This is a genomic window from Cellulomonas wangsupingiae (assembly GCF_024508275.1).
In the GTDB taxonomy this organism is placed as follows: Bacteria; Actinomycetota; Actinomycetes; order Actinomycetales; family Cellulomonadaceae; genus Cellulomonas; species Cellulomonas wangsupingiae.
In genome coordinates this window covers 3,413,132-3,436,159 of record NZ_CP101989.1, presented here as the reverse complement: position 1 = coordinate 3,436,159, position 23,028 = coordinate 3,413,132, and the positions used below count along the sequence as shown (strand labels likewise).

21 protein-coding genes are annotated in these 23,028 nt (G+C 76.3%); 9 read left to right on the top strand and 12 right to left on the bottom strand.

What is annotated here, in order from left to right:
• Positions 1-2: 2 nt before the first annotated feature.
• Together NP075_RS15875 and NP075_RS15870 are read right to left on the bottom strand one after the other, a co-directional pair.
• Positions 3-614 carry a class I SAM-dependent methyltransferase gene (locus NP075_RS15875; protein WP_227566050.1) on the bottom strand — a complete coding sequence of 204 codons (612 nt, stop codon included), beginning with the start codon at positions 612-614 and terminating at the stop codon, positions 3-5.
• 40 nt (positions 615-654) lie between these two features.
• The gene (locus NP075_RS15870; RefSeq protein ID WP_227566051.1) at positions 655-1,641 is read right to left on the bottom strand and encodes an NAD(P)/FAD-dependent oxidoreductase; all 987 of its coding nucleotides are present in this window, start codon (positions 1,639-1,641) and stop codon (positions 655-657) included.
• Positions 1,642-1,706: 65 nt separating this feature from the next.
• On the opposite strand from NP075_RS15870, the gene NP075_RS15865 reads away from it, so the two are divergent.
• The 3 genes from NP075_RS15865 to NP075_RS15855 all read left to right on the top strand — a co-directional run bounded on the left by NP075_RS15865 (position 1,707) and on the right by NP075_RS15855 (position 4,251).
• Complete coding sequence (locus NP075_RS15865; RefSeq protein WP_227566052.1) at positions 1,707-2,294, top strand: helix-turn-helix domain-containing protein; 588 nt, start codon at positions 1,707-1,709, stop codon at positions 2,292-2,294.
• Between the two features lie 146 nt (positions 2,295-2,440).
• Positions 2,441-3,211: a hypothetical protein gene (locus NP075_RS15860; RefSeq protein ID WP_227566053.1), complete on the top strand. Its 771-nt coding sequence runs from the start codon at positions 2,441-2,443 to the stop codon at positions 3,209-3,211.
• The gene (locus NP075_RS15855) at positions 3,208-4,251 is read left to right on the top strand and encodes a J domain-containing protein (RefSeq protein ID WP_227566054.1); all 1,044 of its coding nucleotides are present in this window, start codon (positions 3,208-3,210) and stop codon (positions 4,249-4,251) included. The genes NP075_RS15860 and NP075_RS15855 overlap by 4 nt, the downstream gene beginning before the upstream one ends.
• A 16-nt stretch (positions 4,252-4,267) precedes the next feature.
• Here NP075_RS15855 and NP075_RS15850 read toward each other — a convergent pair whose 3' ends face one another.
• Positions 4,268-5,287: an AEC family transporter gene (locus tag NP075_RS15850; protein ID WP_227566059.1), complete on the bottom strand. Its 1,020-nt coding sequence runs from the start codon at positions 5,285-5,287 to the stop codon at positions 4,268-4,270.
• A gap of 96 nt (positions 5,288-5,383) precedes the next feature.
• Here NP075_RS15850 and NP075_RS15845 point away from each other — a divergent pair, with 96 nt between their 5' ends.
• Together NP075_RS15845 and NP075_RS15840 are read left to right on the top strand one after the other, a co-directional pair.
• On the top strand, positions 5,384-6,178 hold the full coding sequence (locus tag NP075_RS15845; protein ID WP_227566061.1) for a 3-ketoacyl-ACP reductase: 795 nt from the start codon (positions 5,384-5,386) through the stop codon (positions 6,176-6,178).
• Between the two features lie 26 nt (positions 6,179-6,204).
• Positions 6,205-8,334, top strand: coding sequence for an FAD-binding protein (locus NP075_RS15840; RefSeq protein WP_227566063.1), 2,130 nt, complete (start codon positions 6,205-6,207; stop codon positions 8,332-8,334).
• 151 nt (positions 8,335-8,485) lie between these two features.
• Here NP075_RS15840 and NP075_RS15835 read toward each other — a convergent pair whose 3' ends face one another.
• From NP075_RS15835 to NP075_RS15815, 5 genes are all read right to left on the bottom strand, one after another.
• On the bottom strand, positions 8,486-9,031 hold the full coding sequence (locus NP075_RS15835) for a septum formation family protein (RefSeq protein WP_227566066.1): 546 nt from the start codon (positions 9,029-9,031) through the stop codon (positions 8,486-8,488).
• A gap of 80 nt (positions 9,032-9,111) precedes the next feature.
• Positions 9,112-10,083, bottom strand: a complete 972-nt coding sequence (locus NP075_RS15830) for a sugar phosphate isomerase/epimerase family protein (protein WP_256791209.1) — start codon at positions 10,081-10,083, stop codon at positions 9,112-9,114.
• Complete coding sequence (locus NP075_RS15825) at positions 10,080-11,243, bottom strand: Gfo/Idh/MocA family protein (protein ID WP_227566069.1); 1,164 nt, start codon at positions 11,241-11,243, stop codon at positions 10,080-10,082. Before NP075_RS15825 ends, NP075_RS15830 begins: the two co-directional genes overlap by 4 nt.
• Positions 11,244-11,419: 176 nt before the next feature.
• On the bottom strand, positions 11,420-12,928 hold the full coding sequence (locus NP075_RS15820; RefSeq protein ID WP_227566070.1) for a mannitol dehydrogenase family protein: 1,509 nt from the start codon (positions 12,926-12,928) through the stop codon (positions 11,420-11,422).
• Positions 12,925-13,914, bottom strand: a complete 990-nt coding sequence (locus tag NP075_RS15815) for a LacI family DNA-binding transcriptional regulator (RefSeq protein ID WP_227566072.1) — start codon at positions 13,912-13,914, stop codon at positions 12,925-12,927. Before NP075_RS15815 ends, NP075_RS15820 begins: the two co-directional genes overlap by 4 nt.
• A gap of 268 nt (positions 13,915-14,182) precedes the next feature.
• On the opposite strand from NP075_RS15815, the gene uxaC reads away from it, so the two are divergent.
• The 4 genes from uxaC to NP075_RS15795 all read left to right on the top strand — a co-directional run bounded on the left by uxaC (position 14,183) and on the right by NP075_RS15795 (position 18,776).
• The gene (gene uxaC / locus NP075_RS15810; protein WP_227566074.1) at positions 14,183-15,676 is read left to right on the top strand and encodes a glucuronate isomerase; all 1,494 of its coding nucleotides are present in this window, start codon (positions 14,183-14,185) and stop codon (positions 15,674-15,676) included.
• Positions 15,677-15,785: 109 nt separating this feature from the next.
• Positions 15,786-16,814 carry a LacI family DNA-binding transcriptional regulator gene (locus NP075_RS15805; RefSeq protein WP_227566076.1) on the top strand — a complete coding sequence of 343 codons (1,029 nt, stop codon included), beginning with the start codon at positions 15,786-15,788 and terminating at the stop codon, positions 16,812-16,814.
• A 75-nt stretch (positions 16,815-16,889) separates the two neighbouring features.
• Positions 16,890-17,801, top strand: coding sequence for an alpha/beta hydrolase (locus NP075_RS15800; protein WP_227566077.1), 912 nt, complete (start codon positions 16,890-16,892; stop codon positions 17,799-17,801).
• A 72-nt stretch (positions 17,802-17,873) separates the two neighbouring features.
• Positions 17,874-18,776, top strand: coding sequence for a hypothetical protein (locus NP075_RS15795; protein ID WP_227566079.1), 903 nt, complete (start codon positions 17,874-17,876; stop codon positions 18,774-18,776).
• 24 nt (positions 18,777-18,800) lie between these two features.
• Here the strand turns inward: NP075_RS15795 and NP075_RS15790 are convergent, their stop codons facing one another.
• The 4 genes from NP075_RS15790 to NP075_RS15775 all read right to left on the bottom strand — a co-directional run bounded on the left by NP075_RS15790 (position 18,801) and on the right by NP075_RS15775 (position 23,006).
• Positions 18,801-19,535 (bottom strand): FadR/GntR family transcriptional regulator, encoded by a 735-nt coding sequence (locus tag NP075_RS15790; RefSeq protein ID WP_227566081.1) that lies wholly within the window; start codon positions 19,533-19,535, stop codon positions 18,801-18,803.
• Between the two features lie 54 nt (positions 19,536-19,589).
• Positions 19,590-20,468, bottom strand: a complete 879-nt coding sequence (locus NP075_RS15785; protein ID WP_227566083.1) for an amidohydrolase family protein — start codon at positions 20,466-20,468, stop codon at positions 19,590-19,592.
• 214 nt (positions 20,469-20,682) lie between these two features.
• Positions 20,683-22,509 carry a gamma-glutamyltransferase family protein gene (locus NP075_RS15780; protein WP_227566084.1) on the bottom strand — a complete coding sequence of 609 codons (1,827 nt, stop codon included), beginning with the start codon at positions 22,507-22,509 and terminating at the stop codon, positions 20,683-20,685.
• A 35-nt stretch (positions 22,510-22,544) separates the two neighbouring features.
• Positions 22,545-23,006 carry a tRNA (cytidine(34)-2'-O)-methyltransferase gene (locus NP075_RS15775; protein WP_227566086.1) on the bottom strand — a complete coding sequence of 154 codons (462 nt, stop codon included), beginning with the start codon at positions 23,004-23,006 and terminating at the stop codon, positions 22,545-22,547.
• Positions 23,007-23,028: the final 22 nt, after the last annotated feature.

The window sequence follows — 23,028 nt, the reverse complement described above, 5'->3', positions numbered from 1 at the left end:
GGCTACCGGCGGCGGGCGACCAGCACGGCGTCGCGCACGGTGACCTCGGCGCCGTCGTGCGTGATCGTGCGCTCCTCGACGCGCGGCTCGACCGACACCCAGTCGTCCGGGTCCAGGTCCGCCGCCACCTGGTCGGCCGTGTGGCCCAGCCGCTCGAGGTGGGGCCGCGGGAACGCGTCGTCCGACGGGTCGTGCCCGACCACGAGCAGCGTCCCGCCGGGGGCGACGGCGTCCGCGAGCCACGCCCAGCCGCGTCCGCCCTCGGCGTGCAGGTAGTGCGACGTCACCAGGTCGTACCGCTCCGGCGGTGTCCACGTGCGCACGTCGGCCTCCTGCCAGGTGACCTCCAGCCCGCGGCGGGCGGCCTCCGCGGCGCCGCGGTCGAGCGCGGTGCGCGACGCGTCGACCGCCGTGACGCGCCAGCCGTGCTCCGCGAGCCACACCGCGTCGGCGCCCTCGCCGGCGCCGACGTCCAGCGCCGTGCCCGGCGGCAGCGTCGACGCGACCTGCGCGAGCGAGGCGTTGACGCGTCCGCTCCACAGGTGCGGGTGGGCGCGGTAGCGGTCCTCCCACCAGGCGGGGCGGAGCTCCTCGGCCGTGCCGTCGTCGGTCACGGGGTCTCCTGACGTGGGTGGGTCGTGGGGCGGGGCGGGCTCACGCGCCGGCGGCGGCGAGGTCGTCGCGCGCGGCGGCGAGGTCGGCGTGCGCCAGCGACAGGTTGACCTGCGCCCCGACGGCCGATCCCGCGGCGATGCACGACGCCAGCGCGTGCTGGGGCCCGGTGACGTTGCCGGCCGCCCACACCCCGGGCACGGTGGTCGCGCCGGTGCCGTCGACCGTCACGGCGGCCCCCAGGTCCTCGTCCGGCGAGCCCACGCGGCCGGTCTCGACCCCCAGGCCCCCGACGAGCGCGTCGTCGAGGACGGCACGCGTGGCGATGAAGACGGCGTCGCACGCGAGCGTGCTGCCGTCCGCGAGCTCGAGGCCGGTCAGGGCGTCGTCGTCGACCCGCACACCGGTGACGCGCCCGGGGACGATCCGCACGCCTCGCGCCTCCAGGTCGGCGCGCTCGTCGTCGTCCGGCTCGAAGGCTTCGTGCAGCGCGACCGTCACGTCGTCGCCGAGCTGGCGGACCAGCAGCGTGCGGTGCACGGCCGACGGTCCGGACGCGAGCACGGCGAGCGTCCGGTCGCGGACCTCCCAGCCGTGGCAGTACGGGCAGTGCAGCACGTCGCGGCCCCACCGGTCGGCCAGGCCGGGGACGTCGGGCAGCTCGTCGCGCAGGCCCGACGCGAGGACGACCCGCCGGGCGCGGTGCGTGGTGCCGTCGTCGGTGCGGACCTCGAACGACGGCTCGTCGCCGGGCAGCGCGCGGGCGTCGACGACGCGCGCGGTCACCAGCTCGACCCCGTAGCGCGCGACCTCGTCCCGGGCGGTCGCCAGGAGCTCGGCGGGCGCGGTGCCGTCGTGCGTCAGCAGGTTGTGCCCGTGCGGGGACGCGGCGTTGCGGGGCTCGCCGGCATCGAGCACACGCACGCGGCGGCGTGACCGGCCGAGGCACAGGGCGGCGGACAGCCCGGCGACTCCGCCGCCGAGCACGAGGACGTCGACGGGCGCTGTCGGGGCGGGCGCGGTAGGCATGCTCCGAAGCCTGCGCGCGCGCCGTCCGGTTGACAACCCGAGTTGCCGTCGTGGCAAATGGGGGCATGGACGACCTGCGGGCGGCGCTCGGCGCGGTGGGGCCCCGGCTGCGTGCGCTGCGCGAGCAGCGCGGAGCGACGCTCGCCGACGTGGCCGCGGCCACCGGGATCTCCGTGAGCACGCTGTCGCGGCTCGAGTCCGGCGTGCGCCGCCCGACGATCGAGCACCTGCTCCCGCTCGCGCGCCTGCACGAGGTGACGATCGACGAGCTGGTCGACGCGCCCGCGGGCGACGACCCGCGGGTCCCGCCGCACCCGACGGTCCGGCACGGCGTCACGTACGTCCCGCTGAGCCGCCGCAGCGAAGGGCCGCGCTCGTACCGCATGTCCTACCCGCCGCGGACGCCCCCCGAGGTCGGCGAGCCGCGCGTGCACGACGGGTACGAGTGGGTCTACGTGCTGACGGGGACGCTGCGGCTCGTCCTCGGCGGTCGCGCGCTGGACCTCGTCGCCGGCGAGGCCGCCGAGTTCGACACCCGGGTGCCGCACTGGCTCGGCAACGTGTCGGACGCGCCGACCGAGGTGCTCGCCCTGTACGGCCCCCAGGGCGAGCGCATGCACGTGCGCGCCCGCCCGCGCCGGGTCGAGGCCTGACCGTTCTCGCGAGACGGTGTCTGCGCGACAGCGCGCGGGTCGCCTGACGGCCGCCGGGGCTCATCCGGCCCGGTCTCGATGCCGATGCGTCCCACAGGTCGGTCGTGCGCTCACGGCCGCGCCGCAGCCCGGAGCGGAGGTCGAACGTGAGTGAGCTCGTCCGGCGTGGCACCGGTGCGCTCGCCCGGCATCGCGCGGGTCGCCCGGCGGTGAGCACCGCGCGGGTCGCGTTCGACGGCGTACCGCTGCGATGGGCGGATCTGCCGCAGGACCTCCGCGCGTCGGCAACCTCGTTCACGCCTCTCGTGGCGGAGTGCGCCGTCGTGGCGTGGGACGACGGTGACACGCAGCACGGGTTCGCCTGGCGGGCATTCGAGGACTGCGTGCACACCGTGGCGGTGACCCGCCCGTTGCGCCCCCGACGTGACGGGGACCGCGTGCCCCTGGCGGGCCCCTGGCGGGCGGTCGGGCACGATCGGCGGTCGGTCGTGGGTCGGGTGCGACGACGCGAGGGCATCGTCGGCGCGGACATCGCTGCCGACCCGGCGGGAGGTGCGGACGACGAGGGGCGGACGGCCGACGTGGCCGACGAGGGCACGACGGGCGCGAGCGCGTCCGCCTACCTGCCGGCCGCCGTGCGGGCCGGCATGCGCGCGCTCGTCCCCGTCGCCGGGTGGTACGTCGGTGACATCGTCCAGGAGCAGCGGTCCGGCGGCCCGCTCGCGCAGACGGTCACGGTGCTGCGAGCCGACGCGGTCCGTGCGGTGGTCGTGCGGGCGACGCGCCGGCTCGCGACGGCGTCCGGACCGCGTGCTGCGCGAGCCGACGCGCTGGCCCGCACGCCCTGGTTCGTCGAGCAGCACGCGCTCGACCTGGGCCCCGACGTGGACAACCCCTCCGCGCACGTGCTGCCGTGACGTCGCACGCGGATCGGACCGACCACTACGCGGTCCTGGGTGTGGCTCCTGACGCGACGCGTGAGGAGCTTCGGGCTGCCTACCGGCGGGCCGCCCGGCGGACCCACCCGGACCTCGGCGGTGACCAGGACGAGTTCGCCGCAGCGGAGCTCGCCTGGCACGTGCTGGGCGACGCGGAGCGGCGGGCAGCCCACGACGCCGAGCTCGCCGGTGTGGCGCGCGACCCGTGGGACGGGCTCGCATGGGGGCACGACGTCCCGCTGGGCGAGGACCCCGTGGCCGCGGCGGACGCCGACGCGGCGGACTTCTCCGATCCCGACGGCGCGGGTCCCTACGGGCCCTACGACCCCGACGCCCCGCCGCCACGGGGACCGGCCGCCCGGCACCCGCGGACGCTGCCACCGCGCCACGTCCTCGTCTCGCGCCGCCCGCTGCCGCCGCTGACGCCCCGGGCGCGTGCGTGGGGGGCCGGCGGCGCGGCGCTCGTGGTCGCGGCCGGCGTGGTCGACGCCCAGGTGGGATCCGGCGCGGTGCTCGGTGCCGCGGCGACATTCGGGTACCTGTACGTCCTGCCCGCCGCGCTCTGGGCGAGCGGCGCGGGCGGACGCGTCAGCGGCGTCCTGCTGTGGGTGGGGGCCGTCCTGTGCGCCACCGCCGGTCTCCTCGTACTGGCGGAGGCCGACAGCACCGCCGACATGCTCTTCGGGACCGTGGCCTGGATCGCTCTCGTGACGGTCCTGGGCGTCGCCTCGGTGCGCCTGTTCCGCCGCGGCCGCATGCGGCGTGGCGCGTTCGGCTGGTCGGTCGAGGAGGTCACCGCCGCCCTGGTCCTCGCCGAGGCGTGGAACGGCTGCCTGGCGCGCTCCGGGCAGCCGGGGGTCCGGCTGGTCCGCGTGCGTCGTGCGCGGCACGGCGTGCCGCGTGGGGCGTGGGCGGTGGTCGACGTCGACGGGCGATTGCTGGTCTGGGCGCCGTCGGCGGCGCCCGACGCGTGGCACGCGGTGTTCGACGAGGCGTGGCGGCGGCGGCGCACCGGGTGACGTCCCGCCGGCGTGATCAGCCCAGCGCCGCCGCGACCACCAGCAGGACCGGGACGCACAGGATCGTCGTGAGCAGCCCGGCGTCGCGGGCGAGCGCCTCGCCGTGGCGGTACTGCATCGCGTACACGAGCACGTTCTGCGCGGTGGGCAGCGCGGCCATCGCGACGACCGCGAGCAGGGCGGGCGCGGGCAGGCCGAGCGCCGTCCCGACGCCCCACGTGAGCACGGGGTGCACGACCGACCGCAGGCCGACGACCAGCGCCAGGTCGCCCCGGGGGGCCGCGCCGCCCGGCGTGCGCGGGACAGCCAACGACATGCCGAACGTCAGGAGCGCGAGCGGCGCCGCCGACGCCCCGACCAGGCGGAACGGCTCGTACACCACCTCGGGCAGGGACCAGGGCAGGGCGGCGAGGACCAGGCCGGTCAGGGTGCCGACGATGATCGGGTTCGTCAGCGTGCGGCGCACGACCGCGGTCACACGCAGGCCGGTCGGCACGGCGACGGCCGGGGTGCCGGCGGCCCGGGCGCACTCGCGGGCGGCGTGCGCGTCGAGCGTCGTGAAGGCCACCGGTGCGAGCACGAGCAGCTGGAAGAGCAGCGTCGGGACGACGGCCACGGGGTCGTCCAGGAGGTACACGGCGAGCGGCAGGCCGATGTTGCCGGCGTTGACGTACGACGAGGCCAGCGTGCCGACGGTGACGTCGGCGGCGGACCGGTGCCGGACGAGCCGCAGCACGACGGCGGCGAGCGCCGCGACGGTCGCCGTGCACGTCCAGGTCACGACGGCGGTGCGCGAGACCAGCACGTGCAGGTCGGCGTGCGCCACGGTGGACAGCAGCAGGGCGGGCGCGGCCACGGCGAACACGACCCGCGCGAGGACGAGGGCCGCCCGGTCGCCGAGGACGCGCCGTCGACCGAGCACCCAGCCGAGCGCGACGACGGCGCCCATGGTGCCCAGCGCGGTGAGGACGGCGCCCATCAGTGCCGGCGCGCGTCGGACGTCGGGTGCGCGCTGCTCACCCCCAGATCCTCGCACGACCCGCCGTCGAGAAGGAAAGCGCTTGCCTCGGTCCGCTCGGACGTGCGACGATCGAGCCCCTGGCCACCGTCGGCCCGACCCAGGAAGGCACCGATGCCCCCCGTCGCACTCGTCACCGGAGGCAACCGCGGGATCGGCCTCGGCATCAGCCGGCGCCTGGTCGCCGACGGGTTCGCCGTCGGCATCCTCGCGACGCGCGAGGAGCCCGCCGACGTCCTGGCCGAGCTGCGCGCCGCCGCCGGCGACCCCACGCTGGTCCGGTACGTGCGCGGGTCCGTCGCCGACCTCGACGACCACCGCCGCTACGTCGACGACGCCGTCGACGCGTGGGGCCGCCTGGACGTGCTGGTCAACAACGCCGGCGTCGCCCCCACGGTGCGCGCCGACCTGCTCGACGCGACCACCGAGTCGTTCGACCGCGTGCTGGGCATCAACCTGCGCGGCCCGTACTTCCTCACCCAGGAGTTCGCGCGGCGCGTCGTCGAGCTGCGCGGCCCGCTCGACGCGCTGCCGGAGCCGCCGGCCGGGCCCGTCGCCACGATCGTCAACGTCTCGTCGGTCTCCGCCACGACGGTCTCGACCGACCGCGGGGACTACTGCGTCTCCAAGGCCGGCGTCGCCATGGCCACGCAGCTGTGGGCCGCGCGCCTCGGCCCCGAGGGCATCGTGGTCCACGAGGTGCGCCCCGGCGTCATCGCCACCGACATGACGGCCGGCGTCACGGAGAAGTACGACGCGCTGCTCGCCGACGGCCTCGCCCCGGTCAACCGCTGGGGCCGCCCCGCGGACGTCGCGGCGGCGGTGTCGCTCCTGGCCTCGGGCCGGACCCCGTACTCCACCGGCGAGGTGTTCCACGTCGACGGCGGCCTGCACATCCCGGTCCTGTGACCGGCCCCACCGGCAGCGAGGCGGCGATGACCCACGACCCGCGGACCCTGCGCATCGGCGGCCACGACGTGCCCGTCGTCACCGCGCGCACCGTCGTCGTCGGGACCGGGTCGGCCGGGTACTGCGCCGCCGACCGGCTCGTGCAGCTCGGCCACCGGGACGTCGTCATGGTGGCCGACAAGATCCACGCCGGCGCGTCGCGCAACGCCGGGTCCGACAAGCAGACGTACTACAAGCTCACGCTGTCCGGCGGCGACGACGACTCCGTGCACGAGATGGCACGGACGCTGTACGACGGCGGCGCGATGGACGGCGACAACGCGCTGGCCGAGGCGGCGCTGTCGGCCCGCGGGTTCCTGCACCTGGTCGACCTGGGGGTGCCGTTCCCGCAGAACCGGTTCGGGGAGTTCATCGGCTACAAGACCGACCACGACCCGCGCCGCCGCGCCACGTCCGTCGGGCCGTACACGAGCCGGACCATGGTCGAGAAGCTCGAGGCCAAGGTGCGGCGGGACGGCACGCGGGTCCTCGACGGGTGCCGCGTCGTCGACGTCGTCACGGCCCCGGACCCGGCCGGCGGGCCGGGCGCGCGTCGCGTCGTCGGCCTCCTCGTCCTGCGCACCGACGTCCCGCACGACGGCGCCGCGTGCCCGTGGCTGCTGTTCCGCTGCACCAACCTCGTGTACGCGACCGGCGGACCCGCGGGCATGTACGCCACGCGCGTGTTCCCGCACGGCCAGTGGGGGGCGTCGGGAGCGGCGTACCGCGCCGGCGTGCACGGCAAGAACCTCACCGAGTGGCAGTTCGGCCTGGCCTCGACCAAGCCGCGGTGGAACGTCTCGGGCACGTACATGCAGGTCGTGCCCCGGTTCGTCTCGACGGACGCGGACGGCGGCGACGAGCGGGAGTTCCTCAGCGAGGCGGTGCCGGACTACGGGCGGCTGGCGACCCTCGTGTTCCTCAAGGGTTACCAGTGGCCGTTCGACATCCGCAAGGCCCGCGACGGGTCGTCGCTGATCGACCTGCTCGTCCACCGCGAGACCGTGCTGCGTGGCCGGCGCGTGTTCCTCGACTTCCGTCGCAACCCCGTCCGCGACGACTTCGACGCGAGCGCGCTGAGCCCCGAGGCGTACGCGTACCTGGAGCGCGCGGACGTCCTGTCCGGGACGCCGATCCAGCGGCTGCGCCGCATGAACGAGCCCGCGTACCGGTTCTACCTGGACCGCAACCCCCGCGTGGACCTGGAGACCGACCTGCTCGAGGTCGACGTCTGCGCGCAGCACAACAACGGCGGCCTGGTCGTGGACGCGTGGTGGCAGTCGAACGTCGCCGGGCTCTTCCCCGTGGGCGAGGCCGCCGGCGCGCACGGCGTGTACCGGCCCGGCGGTGCCGCCCTCAACAGCGGCCAGGTGGGCGCCACGCGCGCGGCGCAGTACATCGCGGCCCGTCGCGACGACGACCCCGTGGACGAGCGCACGTTCGCCGCGGCCGCCGCACCCGTGCTGGACGCCGCGCTCGACCTGACCGCCCGCGCCACGGCCCGGGCCGCCGCCGGCGTGCCCGACAACACCGGCGACCTCCTGCGCGGCGTGCAGCGGCTCATGAGCGAGAAGGCCGGGCCCGTGCGGTCCGCGCGGTCGGTCCGCGAGGCGCTCGACCAGGTGCACGCGTGGCTCACGGGCTACGAGGACCTCGTGACCGCCGACGCCGCGTCACGCCGTGCGGTCGACCGCACGTTCCTCGTCCGCGACATCCTCACCAGCGCGTACGTGTACCTGTCGGCGATGGCCGACTACGTCGCGCACGGCGGGCGCTCGCGCGGGTCGGTCCTGTGCACCGACGCCGACGGCGACCTGCCGCTCGTCGGGCACGGGCCCGACGCCGCGCGCGAGCTCGACCTGCCGGACCTCTACCGCTTCCGCCTGGACGGCGGGGCGCTCGACGACGAGGTCCAGGAGACCGCGTGGGTCGCCCCGGGCGGCGGCGTCCCGGCCACGGACGACGGCCCGACCTGGGCGCCCGTCGTGCCGCGGGACGGCGCCGACCCCGCGGGCGTCCCGGTGTTCCGCTGGCGCCCGCGCCGCCCGCTGCCGCAGGACGACGACTTCTTCGAGAACGTGTGGCGCGACTTCCGCGACCACGGCAACATCCTCTGACCCACCCACCCACCCACCCCACCCCGCCGAGCGCGGTACTCGACCACCGAGCGCGGGGGAAACGAGTACCGCGCTCGGCGGTCGTCTGCCGCGCTCGCGGGCGCCGGGGCGCGGGAGGTGCTGCTGGAGCGGCTCAGCGCGCCGCCAGGGGTCAGAGGCCCGTGCCCTGCATCGACCCCGTGAGCCCGCCCTCGAGGTGCAGCACGAGGCACTGGACGACGTCGTCACCGCCCGCCCAGCCCTCCGGCGTGGGGGACAGGTAGGTGTAGTCGAGCGTCGACTCCTCGTACGACGTGCCGACGAAGCCGGAGAACGCGTCGTAGCAGAACTGGTCGGCGTGCGTCGGGGTCTCGGTGTCGTCGGCGAGCGCGAGGTCGGCCTCGTACTGCTCCTTCGTGAGGTTCGTCTCGGCGTAGATCTCGGCGTCGTGCTGCTCGGCGCACGGGACGGTCGGGAGCGAGGAGAACTCCGTCGACTCCTCGGACAGCGCGAGGTAGTTGAGGCAGTCGCCGACCTGGAGGCTGAACACGTCGGCCTCGGCCGACGCGGTGATCTCACCGCCCGGCTCGTCGCGCTGGGCGGCCTCGGGCTGGTCCCCGAGCACGGAGTCGAGGACGGAGCCGCAGCCGGTGAGGGTCGCGGCGAGCGCGACGGCGACGGCGGAGACGGACAGGAGGCGGCGGGGGGTCGGGTTCACGACGAGCAGTGAACCAGGGGCGCAGGTCCCGGGTGCTCGGTTCCGCCGCTGAATCCTTGCAACGCGCGATGTGACCTGCGTCACGCGACCGAGGGGCCCCCGAGGTGCGGCAGCACGTGACGCACGTGCCGCTCCGCCAGCGTCGCGAGCGTCTGCGCGGCGGGCGCCGCCCAGACGTCCTCGTGGAAGATCTCGACCTCCACGTCGCCGGTGTACCCCGCGTCGCGGACCCAGCGGGTGATCGTCGCGAAGTCGACGTACCCGTCCCCGACGTGGCCCCGCGAGCTCAGCGGCTCGGCGGCCAGCGGCAGCACCCAGTCGCACACCTGGTAGCCCGCGAGGCGGCCCTCGGCGCCCGCGCGGGCGATCTGCGCCTGCAGGTCCGGATCCCACCACACGTGGTACGTGTCCACGACGACGCCCACGACCGCGGGGTCGAACGGCGCCGCGAGGTCGAGCGCCTGGCCGAGCGTCGAGATCACGGCGCGGTCCGCCGCGAACATCGGGTGCAGCGGCTCCAGCACGAGCCGCACGCCGTGCTCGGCCGCGTACGGCGCGAGCTCGGCGATGCGGTCGGCGACCCGCCGGCGGGTCGCGACGACGTCGCGGGCCGGGTCGTCGGGGCCGTCGGCGGCCGGGGCGCCCGCGGGGTAGGGGAGCGCCGGGCCGCCCGGGCGGGACGCGGCCGGCAGGCCACCCACGACCATGACGAGCTCGTGCGTGCCGAGCGTCGCCGCCTCGCGGACCGCGAGGCGGTTGTCGTCGAGGGCGGCGCGCGCGGTGTCGTCGTCGGCCGCGGTGAGGAAGCCGCCGCGGCACAGCGAGGAGACGCGCAGCCCGTGGTCCGCGACGACCTTCGCCGCGACGTCGGCGCCGACCTCCTGCACACGGTCGCGCCACACGCCGATCGACGACAGGCCCGCGGCCGCGGCGGCGGCCACCGCCTCGGGGAGCGTCAGGTGCCTGGTCGTCGCGGTGTTGAGCGACAGCCGCGCGAGGTCGGCGCGCCGCCCGGGCGCCGCCTCGCCCACGGGTGCGACGGGAGTGCTCACAGCGTGATCCCCGGGACGTCGAGCCGGCGGCCCTCGGCCGAGGACCGCAGCCCCAGCTCCGCGAGCTGCACGCCGCGCGCGGCGGACAGCAGGTCGAACCGGTGCGGGCGGCCCAGCGCGACGTCGACGAGGAACTCCTCCCACTGCGCCTTGAACCCGTTGTCGAGGTCGGCGTTGGCCGGGACCTCGAGCCACTGGTCGCGGAAGCGCTCGGTCGTCGGCAGGTCGGGGTTCCACACGGGCTTCGGCGTGGCCGAGCGCGGCTGGGCGACGCAGTGGAACAGGCCGGCGACGGCGGACCCGGCCGTCCCGTCGACCTGGAACTCGACGAGCTCGTCGCGGTGCACGCGCACGGCCCACGACGAGTTGATCTGCGCGACCACCGGGTCGCCGTCGGGGGTCTCGAGCTGGAAGATCCCGTACGCGGCGTCGTCGGCCGTGGCCTCGTAGGGCTCGCCCCGCTCGTCCCAGCGGGTGGGGATGTGCGTCGCGGTCTGCGACGTCACCGTGCGCACCCGCCCGACGATCCCCTCGAGCACGTAGTTCCAGTGGCAGAACATGTCGACGGTCATGCCGCCGCCGTCGGCCGTCCGGTAGTTCCAGGACGGGCGCTGCGCGGGCTGCACGTCGCCCTCCCACACCCAGTACCCGAACTCGCCGCGCAGCGACAGGATCCGGCCGAAGAAGCCCTCGTCGACGAGGCGGCGCAGCTTGACCAGCCCCGGCAGGTAGAGCTTGTCGTGCACGACGCCGGCGGTGACGCCCGTCGTCTCCCGCAGCCGCGCGAGCTCGACCGCCTCGGCGAGCGTCTCGGCCGTCGGCTTCTCGGTGTAGACGTGCTTGCCGGCCTTCATGGCCTCGGTGAGGGTCGCGGCGCGCAGGCTGGTCATCGACGCGTCGAAGACGACGTCGGTGGCCGGGTCGTGGATCGCCGCCTGCAGGTCCGTGGTCCAGTGCTCGACGTCGTGCGCGGCGGCGACCTCGCGCACCTTGTCGGCGTTGCGTCCGACGAGCACCGGCTCGACCTGCACGCGCGTGCCGTCCGGCAGCGTGACGCCGCCCTGCGCGCGGATCGGCAGGATCGAGCGCAGCAGGTGCTGGCGGTAGCCCATGCGGCCCGTGATGCCGTTCATGGCGATGCGCAGGGTGCGGGTGGTCATGTGCTCTCCGTAGGTGACGGCGTCGTCGCCGGGTGGGTCGTGCCGCTGTCCGACGGCACTAGGAATGCGCTTTCCGACACTGTACCGGAACGCCGCCCGCCCACGTCAAGGGACCGGATCGCCCTCGCACCCGCCCGTGAGGGCGTGACAGAGCGATCCGGTCGTGGGAGCCGGCCTCAGCGGCCCGCGGGCAGAGGGCTCAGGTCGCGCAGGGCGGCGGACACCGCGTCACGGAAGGCCACGGAGTCCGCGACCGCTGCCGGGAACACCTCGCGCAGCGCGAGCACCCGGTCGACCGCGTCCGGTCCCGCCACCGCGTCGGCGAGCCGGGCCGCCAGCGGGTCGTCCAGCACGACCCGGCGGCCCCCGACCACCAGGTCCCCGGACGACGCCGCGCGGACGTACGCGACCCACCCGGCGACGGCGGCGGCCGCCGCGTGCGGCACCGCGCCCGCCGCGAGCCGGTCGGCGACCGTCCCCAGCAGCCGCACGGGCAGCTTCTGCGAGCCGTCCATGGCCACCTGCACCGTCGTGTGCCCCGTGCGGGGGTTGGCGAACCGCTCCAGCACCTCGTCGCGGTACGCGCGCAGGTCCATGCCGTCGGGCGCCTGCAGCGTCGGCAGCACGTCCTCGTCCATGAGGGCCCGTGCCAGGGCCTCGAGGTCCGGGTCGGCGACGGCCTCGGCGATCGTCGCGTGGCCGCGCAGGGCGCCGTGGTACGCCAGCGTCGAGTGCGTCGCGTTGAGCACGCGCAGCTTGGCGCGCTCGAACGGCGCGACGTCGTGCGTGAGCGTCGCCCCCGCCCGCTCCCACGCCGGGCGCGGGCCGGCGAAGTCGTCCTCGACGACCCACTGGAAGAACGGCTCGCCCACGACGAGGCCCTCGTCGTGCAGGCCGAGCAGCGCGGCGGCCTCGGCGTGGTGCGCCACGGTCGTCGCCGGCACGATCCGGTCGACCATCGTCGAGGGGAAGCGCACCGACGACCCGACCCACGCGGCCACGTCGTCGGACCCCGGCAGCGCGGCCAGCGCCTGCCCGACCAGGCCGGCGAGCACGGTGCCGTTGTCCGTGAGGTTGTCGCAGCACACGACGGTCAGCGGCGCGCGCGACGTGCGGTACCGGCGCACGAGGCCGCGCACGAGCATGCCGATCGGTGTCAGGGCCGCGGCCTCGTCGTCGCGGGTGAGCTCCGTCGTCGCCGCACCGAGGTCGGCGGCCACGTCGGGCGCGGCGGTGTCGAGGCCGCCGTCGGGTGCGCGCCGGTAGCCCTTCTCCGTGACCGTCAGGCTGACGACGTGCGTGGTGCCGGCCGCCACGGCGTCGAGCACCCGGGCGGTGTCCGTCCCCGGGAACGCGACGTCGCGCACCGAGCCCACGACGCGCAGCGACGGTGCGTCGGGGGCCGTCGTGAGCACGCCGTACAGCCCGTCCTGCGGCCCGAGCTGCGCCGCGACGCGCGGGCTGCGCTGCGTCACCCCGAGCAGGCCCCAGCGCGTCTCGCCGGTCGCCGCCGCGGCGTCCTCGGTGCACACCGCCTGGTGGGCCCGGTGGAACGCGCCGATGCCGAGGTGCACCTGGCCGACCGTGAGGGCGGCGGGGTCGACGGCGGGCCCGCGGACGCCGTCGGGCAGGCCGCGCGCGGCGAGCTCCGCCCAGGTCGACGCGGACAGGCGGGGCGGGGTCATCGGGGCTCCGGGGGGTGGGAGGGCGCGGGGGCCGTCGACGCGCGCACGGCGAGCTCGACGGGCAGGACGACGTGGGGGACGTCGCCGTCCCCCGGGCTGAGCAGCAGGTCGACGGCGGTGCGGCCGAGCCGGGCGAGCGGCATCGCGACGGTCGTGAGCGACGGCGTGACGAGGGTCGCGACGGGGGCGTCGTCGAACCCGACGACGGACACGTCGTCGGGGACCCGCACGCCGCGCGTGCGCATCCGGTCCAGCACCCCGAGCGCCATGAGGTCGTTGTGCGTGAGGACCGCGGTGGCGCCGGTCGCCAGCGCGAGGTCGGCCGCCGCGACACCGCCGGCGAACACGGGGGCGTGGGCGCCGAGGTCCAGGACCTCGACGTCGAGGTCGAGCGCGGCCAGGCCGTCGCGGCGCCGCGCGTCGGACCAGGACCCGACGGGCCCCCCGGCGTACGCGACGCGGCGGTGGCCGAGCGCGTGCAGGTGCCGGACGGCCTGGCGCACGCCGTCGCGGTTGTCGACGGCGACGGACGGCAGGCCCGCGCCCTCGCGGTTGACGAGCAGCACGGGCCGCCCGACGGACGCCACCTGCGCGAGGTCGTCGGCGGACATGCGCGGGGAGCACAGCAGCACGCCGTCCGCCTGCGCGCCGAGCTGCGCGACGAGCTCGGCCTCGAGCACCGGGTCCTCCTCGGCGTCGGCGACCACGACCGCGTGGCCCGCTGTCCGGGCGCGGGCCTGCACGGCCTTTGCGACGGCCGAGAAGAACGGGTTCTCGAGGTCCGGCACGACGAGGCACAGGTGCCCGCTGCGGCCGGTGATGAGCTCGCGCGCGGCGCGGTTGGGCTGGTAGCCGAGGTCGCGTGCGACGCGGCGGACCAGCTCCCGGCGCTCGGGGGCCACGAGGTGCGGCGCGGACAGCGCGCGCGACGCGGTGGCGGCGGAGACGCCTGCGGCCCGTGCGACGTCGCGCAGCGTGACGGCCATGGGTGCTCCTCCGCGTGGCGGCCGGGCGCCTGGGGGGCGCTCGCGGCCTCTGCGTCCGCCCGGACGGCCCTCGTCCGTCCGGCACTGCGATGAATGCGATTTCAGCACGCCCGCCCGGCGCGCGCAAGCACGGTGGAGGGGCCCTTGCGCGGAGGCGGACCGGATGGCAGGGTCGCCCTGCAAACGTATTCATCATGGTGGGCGACGTCGTCGTCCGCACCGCGGAGGCGCACCGCAGCGCCACCGCGGCCCGGCGCTGGAGGACCCCATGCCCGACCCCGCAGCCGCTGCTCCTCGTTGGGCGCTGCACCCCGACCGCGCACTGCCCGCCGACCCGCAGACGCGTCCGGTCGCGCGGCGGATCTTCGAGGCGACGCGCGACCTGCCGATCGTCTCGATGCACGGCCACGTCGACGCGGGGGTCCTCGCGCGTGACGAGGCGTTCGGCGACCCGGCCTCGCTGCTCGTCGTCCCGGACCACTACCTGGTGCGGATGCTCGTGTCCCAGGGCGTCCCGCACGACGCGCTCGGTGTCGCCCGGCGCGACGGCGGCGCCGTGGAGACCGACCCGCGGGCGATCTGGCGCACGTTCGCCGCGCACTGGCACCTGTTCCGCGGCACCCCCACCCGGTTCTGGATGGAGCACGTGCTGGTCGAGGTCTTCGGGATCACCGAGCGGCTGTCCGCCGCGACGGCCGACGCCGCCTACGACACGATCGCGGCCCGCCTGGCGGAGCCGGGCTTCCGGCCGCTGGCGCTGCTCGACCGCTTCGGCATCGAGACGATCGCGACGACCGACCCCGCCTCCGCCACCCTCGCCGACCACGCCGACCTGGCCGCGCGCGGCTGGGGCGAGCGCATCGTGCCGACCTTCCGGCCGGACGCGGTGCTGCACGTGGACCGGCCGGGCTGGGCCGAGGACGTCGAGCTGCTCGGCGAGCGCGCCGGCGTCACGATCGGGTCGTACCGCGACTTCCTGCACGCGCTCGAGGCGCGCCGCTGGGCGTTCGTCGAGGCGGGTGCGCGTGCCACCGACCACGGGCACGTGCTCGCGGACACGACACCGATGTCCGAGGCGGACGCCTCGGCCGTGCTCGCGGCGGCGCTGCGCGGTGACGTCGACGCGGCCGCCGCCCGCGCCTTCTCCGCGCACATGCTGTTCGAGATGGCGCGCATGTCGACGCAGGACGGTCTGGTCATGCAGCTGCACCCCGGTGCCCTGCGCGACCACGACCCGCACGTGCTGGCGCAGCGGGGTCACGACGTCGGCTACGACATCCCCGTCGCCACCGAGTACGTGCGCGCGCTGCGCCCGCTGCTCAACGCGTTCGGCCACCACCCGCAGCTGCGGCTGGTCCTGTTCACGCTCGACGAGGACACGTTCAGCCGGGAGCTCGCGCCGCTGGCGGGCGTCTACCCGGCGGTGCGCCTGGGCGCGCCGTGGTGGTTCCTCGACACCCCGGACGGCATGCGCCGGTTCCGTGAGGCCGTCACCGACACCGCGGGCTTCGCCAACACGACCGGCTTCGTCGACGACACCCGGGCCTTCCTGTCCATCCCGGCGCGTCACGACCTGTCGCGGCGGGTCGACGCGGGCTTCCTCGCGCGTCTCGTCGTGGAGCACCGCCTGGACCTCGACGAGGCGCTCGAGACGGCCGTCGACCTGGCGTACGGACTGCCCCGCACCGCCTACGCGCGCCCGCCCGCGCCCGCCGTGGACCGCGACCGTGCCACGGCGACCCCGGGGGGCGCCCGGCCGTGAGCCGGCGGTGCGCCGCGTGACGGGACCGAACCGACGTGTTTCGGTCCTCGGTTCGATATCGATGTCGAACCGACCCCGGGGCGGCCATCGCGTGCCCTAGCCTTCGAGCATGCCCACGAGCGTGACCTTGAGCGACGTCGCCCGGGAGGCGGGCGTCTCCCTGGCGACCGCCTCGCGCGCCATCAACGGCAGCGCCAACCGCACGGTCCGTGCGGACCTGCGCGAGCGCGTGCTCGCCGCGGCGGAGCGGCTGCGCTACACGCCCGACGCGAACGCGCAGGCGATGGCGCGGGGGCGCACGACATCCGTCGGCCTCGTCGTGCACGACATCACCGACCCGTACTTCTCGTCCATCGCCGCGGGCGTCACCGGGGCCGCCGACGCCGCCGCGCTCCAGGTCACGCTCACCAGCACGCAGCACCAGCCGGAGCGCGAGGTCGAGCTCGTGCGGCTGCTGCAGCGGCAGCGCGCACGGGCGGTCGTCGTGGCCGGCGGCCGCCACGACGACGACGCGGTGAACGACGCGATGCGCGCGGCGCTCGCGGACTACGTGGCCGCCGGCGGCTCCGCCGCGCTCGTGGGCCAGCCGGTGCTGGGCGTGGACACGGTCGTCGTCGAGAACGCCGCGGGTGCCGCGGCCCTGGCACGCGCGCTGCACGGGCTCGGCTACCGGCGCCCGGCCGTGCTCGGGGGCCCGCCGACGCACCTGACGGCGCGTGAGCGCCGCGACGCGTTCACCGACGCGTTCGCGGCGCTGGGTGCGCCCGTGGACCCCGCCCACGTCCTGCCGGGCGACTTCACGCACGAGGGCGGCGAGGCGGCGATGCGCGAGCTGCTCGCGGTGGGTGCCGACGTGGACGTCGTGTTCGCGGTCAACGACGTCATGGCGCTCGGGGCGCTCGCCGCCGCGCGCGACCTGGGGGTCCGTGTGCCGCAGGACGTCGCGCTCGCCGGCTTCGACGACATCCTCACGCTGCGTGACGTCGTGCCGCCGCTGACGACGGTGCGGGTGCCGCTCGTCGACGTGGGCCGGCTGGCGACCGAGCTGGCGCTCGAGGACCACGAGGGCGAGCCGCGGGTCCGCCCGGTCCCCACGGAGGTCGTGCTGCGCGCCTCGACCCCCGCCCGCACCGCCTGACCGCGTCGCCCGGACGGGCGACGGCGGCCCGTCGTCCTACGTCGGGACGCCGCCGGCGTGCGAGCATCACCCACCATGCCGATCCACCCGCTGCTCGCCGACCTGCTGCCCGCCGTCCACGACTGGGACACCTGGGGCGCCGCGCTCACCACGCTCGGTGCCGGCTACCGCCTGCCGGACGTGAAGGTCGAGGACCTCGCCGTCGACGGACCGCACGGACCGGTCGCGGTGCGGCTGTACCGACCCGTGGACCGTCCCGCGTCGGGCGCGGGGCTGCTCTGGGCGCACGGGGGCGGGTTCGCGTACGGCGACCTCGACATGGCGGAGGCGCACGTCGTGTCCGCGGAGCTCGCCGCGCGCCACGGGATCGTCGTCGCGTCCGTCGGGTACCGGCTGGCGACCCCGGGCGCGGGCTACCCGGTGCCCCTCGACGACGTCGACGCGGCGTGGTCGTGGTTCGTCGACGCGGCGCCGTCCCTCGGGGTCGAGCGCCTCGGCCTCGGCGGTGCGTCGGCGGGGGCCGCGCTGACGGGCGGCGTGGCCGTGCGGGTCCGCGACCGCGGCACGCGCGCGCCCGACGCCCTGCTGCTCGCCTACCCGGGCATGCACTTCCCGTCGCCCGCCCTGCCCGACGAGCAGGTCGACGACCTGCGGCGCGTCCCGCGGGGCATCCGCTTCCTGCCCGACGCGCTGCTGCCCATGACCCTCACGTACCTGGGTCGGCTGTCCGGCGTGCCCGCGGACGCCATGCCCGGCAACGGTGACGTGGCGGGCCTGCCCCCGACGACGGTCGTGCTGAGCGAGGTCGACGACCTGCGGCCCTCGGGCGAGGTGTTCGTCCTGCAGCTGCAGGACGCGGGCGTCCCCACGCGGGTCATGGTCGCCGCGGGCATGCTGCACGGGCATCTCGACATCCCCCCGGTCCCCGGCCTGCCGGCCATCGGGGAGTCGCTGGACTTCCTCGCGGCGGCGCTCGCGCGCGACTGACCGGTACGGGCGCGGCCGTCCGGTGGTCCGGGGGTCTGTCGCTCGACCCACCGTGCGTGCCACGCTCGTCGCGTGACCAGCGGGCGGCGGGCGTGCAGCAGCGCGGCCCTCGCCCTGGGGTGCGTGCTCGCCGTGGCCGCGTGCGACGTCCCGGCCGACGCCCGCCCGTCCACACCGCCGCCCGCCGCGTTCGACGTGGAGGTCGAGGTCGCGCAGCTGCGGACCGACCGGGTGGCGCGCGCCGTGTCGCTCGAGGTGCGCAACAGCGGCCCGGACGACCTCCGCGTCGAGGCGGCCCGCCTCGTCACGCCTCTCGTCGAGGGGACGTCCGTCGCGGAGCGGGGACGGGAGATCGGGGCCGACGGGATGCGGCGGCTGCGTGTCCCGCTCGGTGCGGCGGTGTGCACGCCGCAGGCGGTGCAGGGCCCGCCGGCGCGGGTGGAGCTCGACGTCACCGACGTCCACGGGCGGGCGCAGACCCTGGTCGTCACGCCCACGGACGAGACCGACGACCTGCAGCGCATCCACGGCGAGGACTGCGCGGCGGCGGCCGTCGCGGCGGGGCTGCGGCTGAGCCTCGCGGAGGACCTGCCCGTGCGGCAGGTCGACGGCACGTCCGTCGCCGACGTGACCCTCCTGGTGGAGCCGGTCCCCGGGGGCCCGCACGTGCAGCTCGTGGCGGTGCGCGGCACGACGCTGCTGCGGTCGACGGACCCCACCGGCCAGTGGGAGATCCAGGTCGACTCGGCCGCACCGCCGGCGGACGGGCGGCTCGTGCTGCCGGCCGTGCCCGCGCGCTGCGACCTGCACGCGGTCGCCGAGGACAAGCGCGGCACCGTCCTGGGGATCCGGGCCGTCGTCGACGGCGTCGAGCAGCCGGTGTTCCACGTCGCCGCCTCCGACGCGCTGCGGGGCGCCCTGTACGACTTCGTCCTCGCGGCCTGCGGCACGCCGACGGACGTGCACGGAGGCTGACCGCCGCACCGGCCGTGGTCCCGCTCAGCGTGCGGCGGCCGGCTCCCGGGCAGCGCTGCGGCGGCGGGGGGCCGGGCCGTCGGTGCTCGTGGTCGCGAGCAGGTCCTCGACCGCGACCATGTGCATGGCCATGCGCAGGCGCGCGCGGTCGGGGTCGCGCGCGGTGATCGCCGCGAGCACGGCCTCGTGGTCCTCGAACGTGCGGGAGCCGGCCAGCTCGTGCAGCTCGTCCCAGGTGCGGCGCCGCGCGTGACCGCCGGCGAGCGCGTCGAGGAGCGCGGCGAGCACCGCGTTGCCGGACCCGTCGGCCACGGCCCGGTGGAACGCGAGGTCCGCGGCGGCCAGCAGGCCGGCGTCGGGCAGGGGCGCGACCAGGGCCCGCGCGGTCTCGTCGAGCGCGGCCCGGGCGCGTGCGACCTGGCCGTCGGTCATGTGCAGCGCGGCGAGCCCGGCCGCCTGCGTCTCGAGCGTGGCGCGCACGGCGTGCAGCGGGCCGTGGTCGCCGGGGAGGTCGGCGAGGAAGGCCAGGGGAGCCAGCAACGTCGCGGGGTCGAGGTCGGTGACGTACGTGCCGTCACCGTGCCGCGCCTCGAGGATCCCGAGGACGACGAGGGCGCGCACCCCCTCGCGCAGGGAGCCGCGGGAGACGCCGAGCTCGGCGGCGAGCTCCTTCTCGGCCGGCAGGCGGTCACCCGGCTGCAGCCCGCCCTCGAGGATCAGTCGCTGGACGTCCTCGACGACGTCCTGGGTGCGTGACACGTCCTCGTCCTCGTCGTCGTGGCCCGGGTCCTGCGGTGCGTCGGCCGGCGGCGGTCAGTGCTCGGGGACCAGCGGGGGGATGCCGTACGTCTCGACCGCGGTCCGTCCCATGACGCGGGCGACCGCGGCGGCGTCCAGGCCGGACAGCGTCGCGCGCAGCCCTCCCCACACCTCGTGCCACGACCCGTGGGCGTCGAGCGCGGTGGGCCAGTCGCTGCCGGCCATGAGGCGGTCGGGGCCGAACGTGGCGAGCGCGTGGTCGACCGCGGGCCGCACGTCGTCGACCGTCCAGCCCGGTCCGGCGGCGCGGCCGAGCCCGGCGAGCTTGGCGACGACGTTCGGTGCCTCCGCGGCGGCCTCGAGGGCGGTCGTCCAGCGGTGCCACGTCGCGGTGTCGCCGGCGCGCAGGGCGGCCAGCGGCGGGGAGCCGAGGTGGTCCAGCACGATCGTGAGCTTGGGGTGCCGGTCCGCGACCGTCGCGACGTGCATGAGCAGCTCGGGCGTCGTGGCGGGCACGTCGAGGACGAGGCGGCGCTCGGTGAGCAGGGTCAGGCCCTCGTCGACACCGTCGCGCAGCAGCCAGCGCTGGTCGTCCTCGCGGTCCACGTGGTGGCTGACGCCCACGACGGGCTCGGCGCGCCACTGGTCGAGCTGTCCGGCGGCCTCGTCGGGCGTGTCGAGCGGCACCCAGGCGACGACGCCCAGGACGTGGGGGGAGCACAGCGCCTGGAACAGCAGGTGCTCGCTGTCGGCCCGGTTGTCGGCGGACTGGACGAGCACCACGCCGTCCACGTGGTGCTCGTCCAGTGCTCCGCCGATGTCGCGGACTCGGTAGGCGCGATGCAGGAGGGAGGGGTCCTGCGACATCCACGGGTAGTGGACGGACTCCGGGTCCCATACCTGCAGATGCGCATCCACGACGTCGTAGGGCATGTCCACGACGCTAGCTGTGCTCCGATGTCTGAATCGTCGCAGCGGTCAGATCCTCATAGAACCCTCATGGAGAGGGCTGTGACAAGACGAGACATCCGATGTCTGATTCGTCCCGATGTTGAGCGTTCACACTCCGGGCTCCGATGCGGGGCCCGTGACGACGGCGTCGCAGGTCACGGGCAGGTCACGGCCGTGTCACGTGGACGTCGCGACGTCATCGCCCGGCGGCGTACCCCTGCCGTCCGCGGGCGTTCGCGGCCGCGCACAACCACCCATTCGGCCCAACGCCCGCCGCGCTGATGCGGCCCAGCGACCACGGCCCCGCGTCCTGCACGACGTGCCCGCGCGCCGCGAGCGCCGCGAGCACCCCGGCCCCCAGGCGGGACTCGGCGACCAGCCCGCGCGGCGCGTGCGTGCGCGGGTGGAACGAGTTGTGCACGTGCGACGAGTGCCACGCGGGTGCGTCGATCGCCGCCTGGAGGTCCAGGCCGCCCAGGAGGTGCCGCAGCAGGAACGGCACCACCCACTGGTCCTGCTGGTCGCCGCCGGGGGTGCCGAACGCGAACCCGTGCCCGTCGCCGAGCACGAGGCCCGGGCTCAGCGTCGTCCGCGGCCGCCTGCCCGGCAGCAGGCTCGCGGGCAGCCCGTCCTCCACCCAGCACATCTGCGCGCGCGTCGGCAGCGAGAACCCGAGACCCGGCACCACCGGGCTCGACTGCAGCCACCCGCCCGACGGCGTCGCCGACACCCGGTTGCCCCAGCGGTCGACGACGTCCACGTGGCAGGTGTCGCCCGGGCTCAGCCCGACGGGTGACACCGTCGGCTCGCCCAGGCCCAGCGCCGACGGACCCGCGGGCGCCCCGGCGTCGGCGGCCGCACGCGCCGCGACCAGCGCACGCGCCAGGCGCGGCTCCCGCCCGTCCGGGGCGCCGGGGCGGAAACCGCCGTCGGCCACGGGGCCGACCAGGCGCGCGCGCTCGGCGGCGTACGCGGGGGACAGCAGCGCGTCGAGCGGGACGTCGGCGCTGTCGCCGTACCAGGCGTCGCGGTCGGCCATCGCGAGCTTGGCGACCTCCACCACGACGTGCACCAGCTCGGCCACCGCGTCGTCGCCGGCGGGAACACCCTGCGCGGCGGCCACGAGGTCCGCGACGCCGAGCGCCTCCAGGAGCCGCAGCTGCTGCAGCAGCACGGGCCCCTGGCCCCACGGCCCGGTCTTGTGCACCTCGACGCCCGCGAACGGCACGGCGACGGTCGGCTCCTCGGTCGCGCGCCACGCGGCGAGGTCGTCGGCGCGCAGGAAGCCCGTGTGCGCCCGGCCCGTCGCGTCCATCACGGGGACGTCGGCGACGAACGCGTCGACCGCCTCGGCGACGAACCCCTCGTAGAACGCGCGCCGGGCCGCCTCGATCTGCGCCTCCCGGTCGGGCCCCGCCGCTGCCGCCTCCGCCAGGATCCGGTCGAGGGTGGCCGCCAGGGCCGGGTTGGTGAAGCGGGACCCCGCAGCGGGGACCGCACCGCCCGGCAGGTACACCTCGGCGCTCGTCGGCCAGTGGGTGCGGAACATGTCGGCGACGGCCGCGACGGTCCGCGCCGCGGCGGGGACCAGCGGGTGGCCGTCGCGCGCGTAGGCCACGGCCGGTGCCAGGACGTCCGCCAGCGGGAGCGTGCCGTACCGGGCCAGCAGGTCCAGCCACGCCCCGAAGGCCCCCGGCACCACCGCGGCGAGGTGCCCCGTGCCCGGGACCTCCTCGACGCCCAGGTCGCGGTACGCGTCGGTCGTCGCCCGCGCCGGGACGACGCCCTGCCCGCACACCACGAACGTGTGCCCGTCCGCGGCGCGGTGCCCGATGAGCGGCGCGTCACCGCCCGGCCCGTTGAGGTGCGGCTCGACGACGCTCAGCGTGAACCCCGCCGCGGCCGCCGCGTCGAACGCGTTGCCACCGGCCTCCAGGGTCCGCATGCCGACGGCGCTGGCGAGCCAGTGCGTCGACGCGACCATGCCGAAGGTGCCGGTGAGGACCGGCCGGGTCGTGAACATCCCCTGATGCTGCCAGGCGGGGTCCCGCGCGGCGGTCAGGCGCCGCCGGGGAAGCCGAGCGTCCGCCACGCCTCGTACGTCGCGACGGCGGCGGCGTTGGACAGGTTCATCGAGCGACGGCCCGGCTGCATCGGGATGCGCACGCAGTCGGTCACGCGGGGGTGCGCCAGCACGGTCGGCGGCAGCCCCGTCGGCTCGGGGCCGAACAGCAGGACGTCGTCGTCGCGCCAGTCCACGTCCGTGTACCGGCGCGTCGCCTGCGTCGTGAACGCCAGCACGCGCGACGTCGGCAGCGCGGTCAGCAGCGCGTCGAGGTCGGGGTGGACGACGACGTGCGCGAGGTCGTGGTAGTCGAGCCCTGCACGCCGCAGCCGCGCCTCGGACAGCTCGAAGCCCAGCGGCTCGACGAGGTGCAGCGTCGCGCCGGTGCCGGCGCACATCCGGATCGCGTTGCCGGTGTTGCCGGGGATCCGTGGTTCGAAGAAGGCGACGTGCACCGCCCGATCCTGCCACCCGTGG